The following is a 14054-nucleotide window of genomic DNA, read 5'->3' as shown; positions in this document are numbered from 1 at the left end:
GGCCGCCGCCGGCGTCAAACAGCCGGATCGTGCTGCTGGGACTACGGTGATTCGGTGCGCGGTAGAACGGCGAAAATCGCGGTGTGGGGAGGACTTGCCGCGGTCGTGCTCGCCGCGGTTGTCGTCCCGTCCGTTCTGCCTGCTTCGTCCGACGACTACCGGGATTTCGCCCTGTCGGCGGCCGAAAAAGCGCTGTCGCAGGTCCGGACCGCCGAGCTGGTGGTGACGGCCGACGCCGAGGGAAACGTGCTCCCGCCGTACCGGTCGGCGGTGCTGTGGCAAGCCCGCGACACCCTGGCCACGGCGACCAGCGACTTCACCAGCGAAGAGGTGCCGGATGCCGCTGCCCTCGCTGTGCACGACGAGTGCCTGCCGGTGCTGAGCGCCGCGGCGGCCGAAGTAGCGGCCGTGAGCACGGCGGCTGATGCGGGGCCGGACGCCGAACGCGCGTTGGCAGCGAAGCTGCGCGGTACCGGTGACCTCCTGGCCGGCTTCCTGGAGCGCCACCGATGAAGAAGATCCTGGCCGTCACCTTGGGGATCCTCACGGCGATCGGTGGTTTCGTCGACATCGGGGACCTCGTCGCGAACTCCCAGACCGGCGCCCGGTTCGGCATGCGGCTCGCGTGGGTCGTGATCGTCGGCATCGTCGGGATCTGCGTGTACGCGGACATGGCCGGCCGGATCGCCGCGGTCAGCGGCCGTCCGGTGTTCGACCTGATCCGGGAACGCCTGGGCCCGCGGATCGCCTTGGTGAACCTCGTCGGGTCCTATCTGGTCACGATGCTGACGCTGGGCGCGGAGATCGGCGGGGTGGCGCTCGCGCTGCACCTGGCGACCAGCGTGCACTACCTGCTGTGGGTGCCGGTCGTGGCGGTCGTGCTCTGGGTGGTGTTGTGGCGCACCAAGTTCGAGACCCTCGAGCGGGTGTTCGGTCTGCTGGGCCTGGCGTTGGTCGTGTTCGTCGTCGCGCTGGTGACGCTGCCGGTGCCGTGGGCCGACCTGCTCGGTGAGGTCGGTGGGGGACCGCCACCGACGGAGAACTGGGCCACCTACGGGTATTTCGCGGTCGCCTTGTTCGCGGCCGCGATGACGCCGTACGAGGTGTTCTTCTTCTCCTCCGGTGGAGTGGAGGAGAACTGGACGCGCAAGGACCTCGGCACCGAGCGCGTCAACGTGTTCGTCGGGTTCCCACTCGGCGGCCTGCTGTCGCTGGCGATCATGGCGTGCGCCGCGGTCGTGTTCGAGCCGGCCTCGGTGAAGGTAGACGCGATCACTCAAACGACGCTGCCGGTCGGGCTGGCGCTGGGCAAGCTCGGCTTGGCGGTGGTCATCCTTGGCGTGTTCGCCGCGACGTTCGGGGCGGCGCTGGAGACCGGGCTGTCCGCCGGCTACACCGTCGCCCAGTACTTCGGCTGGGAGTGGGGCAAACGCGTCGCCCCGCGCCGCGCGGCCCGGTTCCACACCGTCGTGCTGGTCAGCGTCGTGCTGGGCGCCGCGCTCTTGCTGACCACCATCGACCCGGTGCAGCTGACCGAGTACACGCTGCTGCTGTCCGCGGTGGTCCTGCCCCTGACGTACCTGCCGATCCTCGTTGTGGCGAATGACCGCGACTACCTCGGCGACCAGGTCAACGGCCGGATCCGCAACGTCCTGGGCGTCACCTACCTGGGCGTCATCCTGGTCGCGGCGGTCGCCGCGATCCCGCTGATGATCATCACCGGAGCCGGCCAATGACCACGCTGAGGATCGACTTCCACCTCCTCGACCGGCAGATCGTCGATCTGGCGGGCCGGAAGGTCGGCAAGGTCGACGACGTCGAGCTGGCCGTGGGGGAGGACGGGCGGGTGCGGGTGGTCGCGCTGCTCGTCGGCCAGGTCGCCCTCGGACGGCGGATCGGCGGCCGGTTCGGCCGCTGGCTCGCCGCGGTCGCTGCGCGGCTGCGTGCGGAGAAAACGCCGGCACCGCTGCGGATCCCGTTCGAGCACGTCGGTGCTGTCGGGAGTCACCTGACCCTTTCGTTGCGTGCCGAGGTCTTGACCGAGCCGCCGCTGGAGAAGTGGCTGCGGGAACACGTGATCGGCCGGATTCCGGGAGCTCGTGATGCGCGCAAGTGAGGTGCTGGGTGCGACCGCCTACGACGCACGGGGGCGGCGGCTCGGGCGGATCGCCGACCTGATCACCGACGTGGACAGCGCCGGTACGCCGGTGATCCGGGCGGCGCTGATCGCTCCTGGCCGGCGTGTCCGCTTGCTCGGCTACGGGCGGGAGGAGATGAGCCGGCCGTGGCTGATCGACCGGATCGCCCGGTGGGTGCACGGGGACCTGCGAGAGGTCCCGTGGACCGACCTGAGCTTGGACGCCGGAGCGGCCGGTGGGGGCGCGTGAGTTCGACAGGTGCCCCGACCGCGGCGCACGACCAGCAGCGGCGGAAGCCCGGCGGCTCCGAACACCTTCGGGTCCCTGCCCCGGCCGGTGAATCGCGGCAGGATGCCGACGCCCGGCAGGTGATCATGAGAGGCCTGAAGCTGCTGGAGGCAGTCCGTTGAGCGAGGTGTTCGCCGCCGACGACGAAGTCGGGGGCGACCTGGCGCGGGTGGATTGGACGTCGACACCGCTGGGCGTACCGGCGGGCTGGCCGCAGAGCCTGCGGACCGCGGTGAGCATCCTGTTGTCGTCACGGTTCTCGATGTGGATGGCCTGGGGCCCGGAGCTGACGTTCTTCTGCAACGCCGCCTATCGCCGGGACACCCTGGGCCGGAAGTACCCGTGGGCGCTGGGCCGGCCGGCGAGCGAGGTGTGGGCGGAGATCTGGGACGACATCGGTCCCCGGATCCAGACGGTGCTCTCCACCGGCAAGGCGACCTGGGACGAGGCGTTGCTGCTGTTCCTGGAGCGCTCGGGCTACCCGGAGGAGACCTACCACACGTTCTCCTACAGTCCCTTGCGCGACGACACCGGCCAGGTGGTCGGCATGCTCTGCGTCGTCACCGAAGAGACCGAGCGGGTCATCGGCGAGCGCCGGATGGCGATGCTGCGGGACCTCGGCTCGGACCCGAGCGTCGTGCAGACCGAACAGCAGGTGCTCGCCTTCGCCGGCCGGCAACTCGGCCAGGACCTGCGTGACCTCCCGTTCACCCTGACCTACCTCTTCGATCGCGCGGGCGCCGTGCTCGTCGCGACGACCGGCGTCGAGGTCGAGCCCGCGGCCACCGCCTGGCCGGTGGATGCCGTGGCCGGGGGAGAGGCGGTGGTGGTCGAGCTGGACAGCGCGGTCTTGCCGGAGCTGCCGACGGGCTCGTGGCCGGAGCCGCCCGACCGCGCCCTGGTCGTGCCCCTGCGGCAGCAGGGCAGCACCCCGTACGGATTCCTGGTGGCGGCGTTGAACCGCTACCGCGAACTGGACGACGGCTACCGCGGCTTCATCGACCTGGTGGCCGGGCACATCGCCGCGGGCATCGCCAGCGCCCGCAGCTACCAGGCCCAGCAGCGCCGGGCGGAAGAACTGGCGGAGCTGGACCGGGCGAAGACGACGTTCTTCTCCAACATCAGCCACGAATTCCGGACGCCGTTGACGCTGATCCTGGGGCCGGTCCAGGAGCTGCGTGGCCGCTGGGCCGAGGCGGACGCGCGGGACCGCGAAGAGCTCGAGGTCGTGCACCGCAACAGCCTGCGGCTGAGCAAGCTGGTCAACACCCTGCTGGACTTCTCCCGGATCGAAGCCGGCCGCATGCGAGCCAGGTACGAACCGGTCGACCTGGCCGCGGTCACCGCCGAGCTGGCCAGCGTGTTCCGGTCGGCCGTCGAGAGAGCCGGGCTGACGTTCACCGTCGATTGCCCGCCTCTGCGTGAGCCGGTGCACCTGGACCGCGGCATGTGGGAGCAGGTGGTCTTCAACCTGCTCAGCAACGCCCTCAAGTTCACCTTCGACGGCGCCATCACCGTCACCGTCGGGCGTGACGACGAACGCGCGGTCGTCACCGTCACCGACACCGGCGTCGGCGTGCCCGCCGCGGAGATGCCGCGCCTGTTCGAGCGGTTCCACCGCATCGAGAACACCCGCGCCCGTTCCGGTGAGGGCAGCGGTATCGGGCTGGCGCTGGTCCGGGAGCTGGTCGAGTTGCACGGGGGCACCATCGCCGCCGAGAGCACCGAAGGCGCAGGCACCGCGTTCGTCGTCCGCCTCCCCTTCGGCGCCGCCCACTTGCCCGCCGAGGCGCTCGCGCCGGCCGCGACCCACGCCGCCCCCTCTCCCGTCGCCGAGCAGTACGTCCAGGAAGCCCTGCGCTGGCTCCCGGACGAAGCCCACGCGGACAACGCGCCGCGCCCGGCGGAAATCAGCGCCGCCGTTCCCGCGCGGGTCCTCGTCGCCGACGACAACGCCGACATGCGTGAGTACCTGACCCGCCTGTTGCGGGACGCCGATTACGTCGTCACCACCGCTGTCGACGGCAGGAAGGCGCTCGAGGCGGCCCGCACGGATCCGCCGGATCTGGTGATCAGCGACGTGATGATGCCGGGCCTGGACGGCCTCGCCCTGGTGGCCGAGCTGCGCGGGGACGCGCGCACGGCGGCGGTGCCCGTTCTGCTGCTGTCGGCTCGTGCCGGGCAGGAAGCCGCCATCGAAGGACTGCAGGCCGGGGCCGACGACTACCTGGTCAAGCCGTTCGCCGCCGCCGAACTGCTGGCCCGGGTGCGGGCGAACGTCGAACTCGCGCGCCTGCGCAATCACCACGCCCGCTGGCGCACCGCGTTGGTGGATTCGCTGCAAGAGGCGTTCTTCGTCTGCGACGAGCACGGCTCGGTCGTCGAGATCAACGCGACGTTCACCGACATCCTCGGGTTCGGTCCGGAGGGTCTGCCCTACGAGCCGCTCCACCCCTGGTGGCCGGACGCCGCCACCGACCCCGATGCCCACGAGCAGACCGCTGAGGCGTTCGCCGTGCTGCTGGGCGATCCGCAGGGCAGCTACACCGTTCCGGTCACCCATCGCGACGGGCACCGGGTGTGGGTCACGGCCAGCTTCAACCACGTCGACGACCCGGAAACCGGCCGCCAGGTCACGGTGGGCACCTTCCGCGACGTCACCGGCGAGCACTACACCGTGCAGCGCCAGGCCGCGCTGGCCACGCTCAGCCAGCAGCTCGCCCAAGCCGACACCGTGGCCGAGGCGGTGACGGCGTCGGTCGAGGAGTTGCGCCGCGTGTGGAAGGCGCGACGGGTCCTCGCCGTGACCTTCCCCGCGCTGGCTGAGCCACAGCTGGTGTGCGCCGGTGAGCCGCGGCAGTGGACACAGCTGCCGCCCGAGGTGCGGCAGACGATCGAAGCGTTGCGCACCGGTGACCCGCTCATCCCCGCCACCGGTGATCCCGGGGCCGTCGGCGTCGCGCTGCAGCATCCCGCCGGGGTGCTGGTCCTGTGGCTGGAGCTGGCCGAGCGGCGGCGGTTCACCTCGGAAGACGAGACGTTGCTGACGGTGCTCGCCGGACGGCTCGGCCAGGGCCTCTCGCGTGTTCACCAGCACGACCAGCAGCGGGAAACCGCACTGGCGCTGCAGCACGCCATCCTGGGCCCGCAGAACCTACCGGGTGCTTTCGCCGTGCGGTACCAGCCGGCCACCCGTCCCCTGCAGGTCGGCGGCGACTGGTACGACGTGGTCGACCTCGATGACGGACGCATCGCCCTGGTCGTCGGTGACTGCGTGGGGCACGGCCTGGCCGCCGCCACCGTCATGGGACAGCTGCGCAGCGCCTGCCGCGCCCTGCTGCTCGAGCACTCGACCCCGGCCGCGGCCTTGGCCGCGCTGGACCGGTTCGCCGCGAGGCTGCCCGGCGCCACGTGCACCACGGCCCTGTGCGCGGTGCTCACCCCGGAAACCGGCGAGCTGGCCTACTCCAGCGCTGGCCACCCGCCACCGGTCCTGGTCCACGCCGACCGCACCACCCAGCTGCTGGAGGACGGCCACTCCGTCCCGCTGGGCGTGCGCGCCGACGTGGCTCGGCCCGAGGCCCGGATCGTGATCCCGCCGCGCGGCACCCTGTTGCTCTACACCGATGGCCTGGTGGAACGTCGGCGCCGCCCGCTCGACGAGGGCATCTCCCGTGCCGCCGAGCTTCTGGAGAACAGCTCCACCACGACGCCCGACGAACTCGCCGACAAGCTCATGACCGGGCTGGCGCCCGCGGCGGGCTACGAGGACGACGTCGCCGTGCTCCTCTACCGCCAGCCCGGCCCGCTGGACATCGGCTTCCCGGCCGACGCCGGCCAGCTGGCCCCCACCCGCCGGGCCCTGCGCGGCTGGCTCGACCGGTGCGGCCTGGACGCGGAACAGATCCAGAACGTCCTGGTCGCCGTCGGCGAGGCGGTGGCGAACGCCATCGAACACGGCCATCGGGACACCCCCGGAGATCCCATCCGGCTGAGCGCGATCGCCCTGGCCGACCAGGTGCACGTGACCGTCACCGACTCCGGCACCTGGAAGGCCCCGCAGCCGAGCGAGAACTCCCGGCGCGGTCGTGGCATGACCTTGATGCGGGAACTGGTGAGCGAGGTCAGCGTTCACCCGACCACCGGCGGCACGGCCGTCCACTTGCACGCGAGGATCCCGGTATGACACCGCTCGCCCTGGAAACCTCCCGCCGCGACGACGGCAACCGCGTGCTGACCGCGACCGGCGAGATCGACCTCAGCAACATCGCCGACTTCAGCCGCGCACTCGACGATGCCACGGCCGACGGCCCCCTCGTCGTCGACCTGCGAGCGGTGGACTACCTCGACAGCAGTGGGATCAACGCCCTCTTCGCCCACGTCGACCAGGTGAGCCTCCTCATCAACCCGGTGCTCGAACCGGTGCTCACCGTCAGCGGCCTGATCCCGCTGGTCCACGTCGAATAGCCGGCCGATCGTGCTGGACCGGCCGTAGCGAGTGTCGGCGGGCGGACGTCGGAAATTTCGCGAACGGCGACGCAACGCTGCCCGCTATATATCGTCTTCTGATATATATAGACCCATGGCAGAGCGGAGCATGTCCGAACAGACCTTCCTGGTGCTGATCGCGCTGGCGGACGAGCCGCGGCACGGGTACGGAGTCGTCCAGCGGGTGCAGGAGCTGTCCGAGGGGCGGGTGCGACTGCGGGTCGGCACCCTCTACGGCGTGCTGGACCGGCTGGTCGCCGACGGCTGGGCCGAGCACGACCGGGAGGAGATCCACCAGGGCAGGCTGCGGCGCTACTACCGGCTGACCGGGGCGGGCAGCACGGCCCTGGCCGATCAGACCCGGCGGCTGGCCGCGAACGTCGACACCGCCAGCCGGGTGCTGCGGGCCCGTGGCCAGTGGCCCCAGGTGGGGGAGCTGCGGGCATGATCGACGCCGAGACCCAGTACCGCAAGCTGGTGCGGGTGCTCCCGGCCTGGTATCGCGCCGAACGCGGCGACGAGATGGTCGGCACCCTGCTCGACCTGCACGGCGAGCGGGCCCGCGCGGCACTCTGGTCCGAGCTGTGGGCCCTGCTGGCACTGGGTGTGCGGACGCGGCTCGCGGGCCGGGCGGCACCTGCCCGGACGGTCGCACTGGGTGACCTGGTGCGGGCGGGTGTGCTCCTCGGCCTGCTCTGGGGTGCGCTCAAGTCCGCGGCCTACGTCGGCAACGAGCTCCGGCTCGTGCTCGAGCACCCTGGCGACGAGCTGTCGCCGCTCATGCACTCCGCGCTGAGGTCCTACCTGATCAGGCACCTTGTCCTGCTGGCGGCCGGCCTGGTCCCGCTTGCTCTGCTGGTGGACGGGTGGCGTCGCGCGGCGCGGATCGCCGCCGGGGCGATTCTGGCCGCCGGGGCGCTCTGGGGCTTGACCAGGTACTCGCTCAGTCTCGGCCCGGATCTGGTCGTGAACTACGCCCCGCAGTGGCTTCCGCTGGTGCTGTTGCTGCTGGCCTTCCACGCCGACGCCCCGCTGCCGCCGGCGCGCCCGTGGTGGTGGGCGATCGGCGGAAGCCTGGTCGCCGCCGTGACAGCCGAGTACGCCTTCGCGCACGGCGTCGGCAGGCTTGCCGGGCTGTCCCCGCTCCTCTGGCTGTGCACGGTGGCCGGTGCCGGATACCTGCTGCTCCGGCGCCGCACCGAACAGCGCGCGGCGGCGTCGACACTGGCGCTGGCCGTGTGCCTCGCGCTGGTGGTGGCGCAGACCCTGGTGGAGAAGCGCGCGTTCCATTTCCCTTTCGACGTGCTTGTGATCGCCCAAGTCAGTCTGGCCGGGCTGGTGGTGGTGGCCCTGACCGTCATCGGAATCCGTGACTACCGCCGGACCGTCGTGAATCACTGAGACTTCTCGATACCTTCTGTTCCCGGACAAGGATTTCTTGTGGACACCATTCCTGTCGCGCCCTCGCGCGCCCTTTTGCCGTCGCTCGACGTACCACGGTCGCGGGCGAGAATTCGCTGGAACGGCCTGCTTGCGCAGGTCACCGCGCTGATCATCGCGGTACTGGGCTACCTGACTCGCTGGATCTGCGACGACGCGCTGATCTTCACCCGGATCGTCGCGCAGATCCTGTCCGGGAACGGCCCGGTCCATTCCGTGGGAGAACGCGCGGAAGCATCCACGAGCGCGCTCTGGCAATGGCTGCTCGCGCTCGCCGGATTCGTTTCGGGGAACACCGATACCTCGGCGATCTCCTGGGTGCTCGGCCTGGCGCTCACCGCGGGCGGATTCGCCGTCGCGGTGGCCGCGACCCGGCGCCTGCACGGCCGGCCCGGTACCTGGCTGCTGCCTGCCGGCGTCCTCGTCCTGCTCGCGCTGCACCCGGTCTGGCAGTACGCGACGTCGGGCCTGGAGACCGGGCTCAACACGTTCTGGATGGCGGCGTGCTGGTGGCTTCTGGTGCGGCTGCGGGAAAACACGTCGGGCAAGGCGATCGCCGGCGCGGCACTGGTCATCGGGCTCGGCCCGCTCGTCCGGCCGGAACAGGCGCTGGTCGCCGCGGTGTTCCTCGTCGCGCTGTGGCTGCTGGTGCGGCCGGGCCCACGGGTGACGCTCGCGGCGGCCGGGGCGGCGGCCGCGCTGCCGCTGGGTTACGAGATCTTCCGCATGGGCTACTACGGCATCCTCGTCCCGATGCCCGCGATCACGAAGAACGCCGACGCGTCGAGGTGGGCCCGCGGGTTCACCTACCTCGCCGACTTCGCGGACCCCTACCTGCTGTGGATCCCGCTGGTGCCGGTCACGGTCTTGCTCGCGTGGCTCCTGCGGCGGACGCGTGCGGACCGGACCGGCCTGCTGGTGACGCTGACCCCGGTGGTGGCGGGCCTGCTGCTCCTGGGGTACGTGCTGAAGGTCGGTGGCGACTACATGCACGCGCGCATGGTGCTGCCGTCGCTGTTCCTCGTGCTGCTGCCGGTCCTGGTGATCCCGCGTTCGCGGACCACGGGGGTGCTCACGCTGGTTGTCGTGGTGTGGGCGCCGCTGTGCGCCGGGCTGGCCCGCTACCGGGAGGCGCCCGACGCGGTGCGCTCGATCGACGACGAACGCGCCTACTACCGCGCGTGGACCGGCAGCGAGTACCCGACGACTTCCGCGGACTTCACGCCGAGACAGCGGAACCTCCAAGACGCGGTGGCCGACGCGGTGAACTCCGGCAGGCGGCTGCTCATCTACCAGGGACCGCACGACGAGATCATCACCGCCCCGTTGCGCGCGGACCTGCCGGGGAGGGCGGCGGTGCTCGGCGTGTACCTCGGCACGGTCGGCATGCTGGCACCCGTCGACGTCGGGATCGTCGACTTCTGGGGGCTGAGCAACCCGATCGGTGCCCGGCTCGCCTTCCCGGAGGGCAAACCCGGCCATGCGAAGCCGTTGAGCAACACCTGGCTCGTCGCCGACTACGCGGCCCCGGAGGCACCGGTCTCGCCCGCGGGCAACTTCGCCTTCCGCGACGAGGTCACGCCCGCACAGGTGGCCGCCGCCCGGCACGCACTCGGCTGCGGCGACCTCGCGGAAATCCGACGTTCGACCCGGGAACCGCTGACGTTCAAGCGTTTCTGGGACAACCTGACCGGCGCGTGGCACCGGACCCAGGTCACCATTCCCCCGGATCCCTTCGAAGCCGAGCGCAAATTCTGCGGACGACCCTGAGTCGAAGAAGGACCGCCCGGCAACCACCCTGAGGCAGCGTCACCGCCTGGTGAGGTGGGCGGTCAAGCCGTCCAGCATGCGGTCCAGTCCGTAGTGGAAACTGTCACCACGGGTCTCTTCGACGTCGCCGCGATCGGTGGTGGCGAGTGCGTGCAACCGCGGGTACGGCTTCGTCGCCTCCGTCAACGCCGGCTGCAGCCGGTCGACCCATTCCTGTTCCGGGCGGCCGCTGCGAGCCACTGTGGTGAGCCATGCGGCTTCCGTGGTCGCCGTGCCGATCACGTAGGCCATCACCGCGCTCAAGGCGTCGTCCGCCTCGGCCAGTGTGCACCCGGTTTCCTCGAACAGGGCCAGCATCCGCTCGTTCAGCCGCATCACGTTCGGCCCCAGGTGTGCCAGGCCGGCCTGGCCGAGCACCGATGCGATCCACGGGTGCCGCAGCAGGACCGCCCGTGCGCTTGCTGCGCACGTCGTCACCGCGTGCCGCCAGTCTCCCTGGTGGATGTCCGGGACTTCGATCTGGCCGTAGACCTCGTCGACGACCAGCTCCAGCAGCTCGTCCTTGTTGGCCACGTGGCGGTACAGCGACGTGGCGGCGGCGCCCAGTCGCGCGCCCAGCGTCCGCATGCTCAGCGCCTCGGGCCCCTGGGCGTCCAGGAGTGAGCATGTTCTTCGACCACGACCACTGGCAGCGCCGCTTCGACGAGCTGCGCAGTGCCCACCACGTCCCCGGCGCGACCCTCGCGGTGCTCGCCGGCGGTGAGGTGCACGAACTCGCGACCGGGGTGTTGCACCGGGGGACCGGCGTGGCGGCGACGACCGACTCGGTGTTCCAGGTCGGCTCCATCACCAAGATCCACACCGCGACGCTCGTCATGCAGCTGGCCGAAGAAGGCAAGCTCGATCTCGACGCCCCGGTCCGCGACGTCCTGCCGGACTTCACCGTCGCCGACCCGGCCGCGTCGAAGACGATCACCGCGCGTCAGCTGCTGTCCCACACCAGCGGGCTCACCTGTGACTTCACCCGCGACACCGGGCGCGGCGACGACTGCCTCGCCGCCTACGTCGAGGCCGCCGGCGATGTCCCGCTCGACTGCCCACCGGGGACGGCGATCTCCTACAGCAGCGTCGGCTACAACGTGCTCGGCCGGATCGTCGAGGTGCTCACCGGCCGGACCTGGGACGACGCGCTGCAGGAAAGGCTCTGCGCACCTCTCGGCCTGACCCGCACGGTGACACTGCCCGAGGACGTCCTGCGATTCCGCGCCGCGATGGGACACCTCGGCGAAGGGGGCGCCGACCCCGACCCGGCGCCGGTGTGGAACCCGCTGCCGCGCTCGGCCGGTCCGTACGGCGGTGTCCTGTGCGCCACCGCGGCCGATGTCCTGAGCCTGGCCCGCCTGCATCTCGACGGCGGCGTCGCTCCGGACGGAACCCGGTTGCTGCGCGGGGAAACCGCCGCCGCGATGCGGCACCGCGAGACCGACTGCCCCGACAAGTGGACGGTCGATTCCGACGGCTGGGGATTGGGCTGGACGCTTTACGACTGGGACGGTACGCCCGGTTTCGGTCACGACGGTGCGACCATCGGCCAGTACGGCTTCCTCCGCGTGGCACCGGAGGCCGGCGTCGCCGTCGTGCTGCTGACCAACGGCGGAGGCGCTCGCCGGCTGTACTCCGATCTGTTCCGCGAACTGCTGCGCGAACTCGCCGGCATCCGGATGCCGGCACCGTTCGGGCCGCCGGCGCAGCCGCGGCCGGTCGCGCTCGGCGACCGCGCCGGTGTCTACCGCCGGGAAGGTGTGGAGATCACCGTTTCCGAACGCGACGGCCTTCCCCATCTGCGGTACGCGTTCGTCGACGGCATGGCCGAGCTCGCGCCACCCATCGAGACCGACCTCGTCGCCGTATCGGACACGGTGTTCGCCGGCCGCGCGGACGGCGCGTTCAGCGACGACTGGATGCCGGTCGTGTTCGCCACCCTCGTCGACGGCACCGCCTGCGTCTACATCGGCATGCGCGCCGCACCGAAGATCGCCTGAGCGCGGCATGTGAAACCGCTCGTCTCATCGAAATCCACGGCGCCGGGGTAACTGTGCGTCCACTTCGGACAGTGGGTTCGTCACCGCCGGTTCGCGCAGGTGATGCAGATCCGGGTGGCCGGCAGGGCGAGCAGCCGGTCGTCCGCGATCGGACCGCCACAGCGTTCACAAACTTCGTAGACACCGGCTTCCACCCGTTCGGTGGCCTTCCCGAGTGCCGCGAGGTCGTCCTGCGCCTGCCGCAGCAGGGCCTGGACCTGTGCTCGCTCGAAGGCGATGGTCGCGCCTTCGGGGTCGTGTTCGTCGTCGCCGCTGTCGAACTGCGACGCCGCCACGATGTCGTCGCGTTGCCGCGCCAGGGCCGTGACCAGCCGCTCGGTCTCGGCGCGGGCCCCTTCGATCAACTCCGTCGCGACGCGTTTTTCCACGCTTCAGACGATACGCTCGGTGCGCAGGGGCCTCCGCCGTCGAGCAACCAAGTCGACGACGTCGAAGTAGTCGTTCTGGAAAGTCGCGAGCCCGTCCCAGTACTTCTTGCCGTTCGTGAAGCCGGGCTGGTCGAGCAGGACGTGGAACTGGTCGAAGCTGGACCACGTCCCGAAGTTGATCAGGCGTTGCCCGTCGTGGCTGCGGTGGAAGTTGACGGTGCGCAGTCCCGGCGTGACCAGTGAGGCCGGCGCGCTGGCCGCTACCCGGTCGAGCAGGGTGTCGGCCTGGTCGTCGAGCACGGTGAACAGGCCGAAGTGCACCACCGGTGTGCTCTGTGGAGAGACCACGGTCGGGACTTCGTTGCCGTCGCGCCACATCAGGTCGTACGTCCGCCAGTCCAAGGTGCGCGCTGGGACTTCGAGAGCGTTGTCGGTGGTCAGCACTCGCGGTGCTGGTCGCGTGGCGGTGCCGATGCCGGAATCGAACCGGCTGTAGACGGTGATGCGGTTGTGGTCGCGGCTGGCGAGCACGACCGCTCCGCGGAATCCCTCGTTCCGGTGCCACTGGCGCACCCGTTCCACGACGGTGGGCAGAACGCGGGACTGTTCGTCGGTCCGCCGCGGGATCCGGTTGGGCGGCTGGGCGGTCGCGGGTTCGGTCTTCACCGGTTCGCCCAGTTCCAGTCGTTCGACGACGGCGACGACGTTCGAGTCGGTGGTGGTCTGCAGGGTGAGGCCGGTGGTGTTCACGTGTCCTCCGAAGCGATGGCTATTACGGGACTGGTCAGTACCGTAACTATTACGGTACTACGCAGTCCCGTAAGATGGCCAGCGTGATGACTGAACATTCCGGCGCATCTTCAGCGGTGGGGCGTCCGCGTGACCCCGTCCTCGAGCAGGCGATCCTGGATGCCGCGGTCGACGTGGTCGTGGAGCGCGGCTTCGCGGCGGCGAAGCTGGACGAGATCGCGAGACGAGCCGGGACGGGGAAGGCGGCGATCTACCGGCGGTGGGCCGGCAAGACCGCGTTGGTCATCGCCGCCGCGCAGCACCTGCAGGCCGATCTGTCGATTCCGGACGAGGGGACACTGCGCGAAGACCTGCTCGGCTGCGTCCGGCACTACGTTTCGCCGAACGCGAAGGCCGTGCTGGTGCTGGCCAAGGTGATCGCCGAGATGCCGCGCGACGGCGAACTGCGTGACGCCGCGGGCGCGTCGATCGGCCGCCCGGCGGCGGACGCGCTGCGCGCGGTCATCGAGCGGTGGGTCGAGCGCGGCGCTGTCGATCCGGCTGTGCCGGTCGATCTCGTGGCGTCGCTCGTTCCCGCGGTGGCGTTCCACCGGGTGGCGTTGCGGCACGAGGGACTCGATGAGGCCACGGCCGTCGCGATGGTCGACAACGTGCTTCTGCCGGCGTTGGGTGTCCGTCGAGGAGAAAGCTCGGCACCGGCGTCGTAGGCG

General features: G+C 70.7%; 14 protein-coding genes. 11 read left to right on the top strand and 3 right to left on the bottom strand.

What is annotated here, in order from left to right:
* The first annotated feature begins 54 nt into the window (after positions 1 to 54).
* The 9 genes from SD460_RS44950 to SD460_RS44910 all read left to right on the top strand — a co-directional run bounded on the left by SD460_RS44950 (position 55) and on the right by SD460_RS44910 (position 10124).
* Entirely contained in the window at positions 55 to 513 is a 459-nt protein-coding gene (locus SD460_RS44950; protein ID WP_290051872.1) for a hypothetical protein, read from the top strand.
* A complete protein-coding gene (locus SD460_RS44945) occupies positions 510 to 1736 on the top strand; it encodes an NRAMP family divalent metal transporter (protein WP_318307727.1) in 1227 nt (408 codons plus the stop codon). The genes SD460_RS44950 and SD460_RS44945 overlap by 4 nt, the downstream gene beginning before the upstream one ends.
* Positions 1733 to 2116, top strand: a complete 384-nt coding sequence (locus SD460_RS44940; RefSeq protein ID WP_318307726.1) for a hypothetical protein — start codon at positions 1733 to 1735, stop codon at positions 2114 to 2116. Before SD460_RS44945 ends, SD460_RS44940 begins: the two co-directional genes overlap by 4 nt.
* Complete coding sequence (locus SD460_RS44935) at positions 2103 to 2387, top strand: PRC-barrel domain-containing protein (protein WP_290051875.1); 285 nt, start codon at positions 2103 to 2105, stop codon at positions 2385 to 2387. The genes SD460_RS44940 and SD460_RS44935 overlap by 14 nt, the downstream gene beginning before the upstream one ends.
* Before the next feature lie 166 nt (positions 2388 to 2553).
* Positions 2554 to 6612 carry a SpoIIE family protein phosphatase gene (locus tag SD460_RS44930; RefSeq protein ID WP_290051957.1) on the top strand — a complete coding sequence of 1353 codons (4059 nt, stop codon included), beginning with the start codon at positions 2554 to 2556 and terminating at the stop codon, positions 6610 to 6612.
* Positions 6609 to 6893: an STAS domain-containing protein gene (locus tag SD460_RS44925; protein ID WP_290051876.1), complete on the top strand. Its 285-nt coding sequence runs from the start codon at positions 6609 to 6611 to the stop codon at positions 6891 to 6893. The genes SD460_RS44930 and SD460_RS44925 overlap by 4 nt, the downstream gene beginning before the upstream one ends.
* Positions 6894 to 7023: 130 nt before the next feature.
* Positions 7024 to 7362: a PadR family transcriptional regulator gene (locus tag SD460_RS44920; protein ID WP_290051877.1), complete on the top strand. Its 339-nt coding sequence runs from the start codon at positions 7024 to 7026 to the stop codon at positions 7360 to 7362.
* Positions 7359 to 8315 carry a hypothetical protein gene (locus tag SD460_RS44915; RefSeq protein WP_290051878.1) on the top strand — a complete coding sequence of 319 codons (957 nt, stop codon included), beginning with the start codon at positions 7359 to 7361 and terminating at the stop codon, positions 8313 to 8315. The genes SD460_RS44920 and SD460_RS44915 overlap by 4 nt, the downstream gene beginning before the upstream one ends.
* Positions 8316 to 8354: 39 nt before the next feature.
* The gene (locus SD460_RS44910) at positions 8355 to 10124 is read left to right on the top strand and encodes an arabinofuranosyltransferase AftB family protein (protein ID WP_318307725.1); all 1770 of its coding nucleotides are present in this window, start codon (positions 8355 to 8357) and stop codon (positions 10122 to 10124) included.
* A gap of 39 nt (positions 10125 to 10163) precedes the next feature.
* Here the strand turns inward: SD460_RS44910 and SD460_RS44905 are convergent, their stop codons facing one another.
* Positions 10164 to 10751 (bottom strand): TetR/AcrR family transcriptional regulator C-terminal domain-containing protein, encoded by a 588-nt coding sequence (locus SD460_RS44905; RefSeq protein WP_318307724.1) that lies wholly within the window; start codon positions 10749 to 10751, stop codon positions 10164 to 10166.
* A gap of 38 nt (positions 10752 to 10789) precedes the next feature.
* Here SD460_RS44905 and SD460_RS44900 point away from each other — a divergent pair, with 38 nt between their 5' ends.
* Positions 10790 to 12166, top strand: a complete 1377-nt coding sequence (locus SD460_RS44900; protein WP_318307723.1) for a serine hydrolase domain-containing protein — start codon at positions 10790 to 10792, stop codon at positions 12164 to 12166.
* An 80-nt stretch (positions 12167 to 12246) separates the two neighbouring features.
* On the opposite strand, the gene SD460_RS44895 is transcribed toward SD460_RS44900, so the two are convergent.
* Both SD460_RS44895 and SD460_RS44890 read right to left on the bottom strand, forming a co-directional pair.
* Positions 12247 to 12594 carry a TraR/DksA family transcriptional regulator gene (locus SD460_RS44895; RefSeq protein ID WP_290051883.1) on the bottom strand — a complete coding sequence of 116 codons (348 nt, stop codon included), beginning with the start codon at positions 12592 to 12594 and terminating at the stop codon, positions 12247 to 12249.
* 3 nt (positions 12595 to 12597) lie between these two features.
* Positions 12598 to 13344: a hypothetical protein gene (locus SD460_RS44890; RefSeq protein ID WP_290051884.1), complete on the bottom strand. Its 747-nt coding sequence runs from the start codon at positions 13342 to 13344 to the stop codon at positions 12598 to 12600.
* 116 nt (positions 13345 to 13460) lie between these two features.
* Here SD460_RS44890 and SD460_RS44885 point away from each other — a divergent pair, with 116 nt between their 5' ends.
* On the top strand, positions 13461 to 14051 hold the full coding sequence (locus SD460_RS44885) for a TetR/AcrR family transcriptional regulator (RefSeq protein ID WP_318307722.1): 591 nt from the start codon (positions 13461 to 13463) through the stop codon (positions 14049 to 14051).
* Positions 14052 to 14054: the final 3 nt, after the last annotated feature.

It is taken from the genome of Amycolatopsis solani (assembly GCF_033441515.1).
In the GTDB taxonomy this organism is placed as follows: domain Bacteria; phylum Actinomycetota; class Actinomycetes; order Mycobacteriales; family Pseudonocardiaceae; genus Amycolatopsis; species Amycolatopsis solani.
The sequence above is the reverse complement of the archived record's forward strand: the minus strand, read 5'-3'. Positions and strand labels throughout refer to the sequence as shown.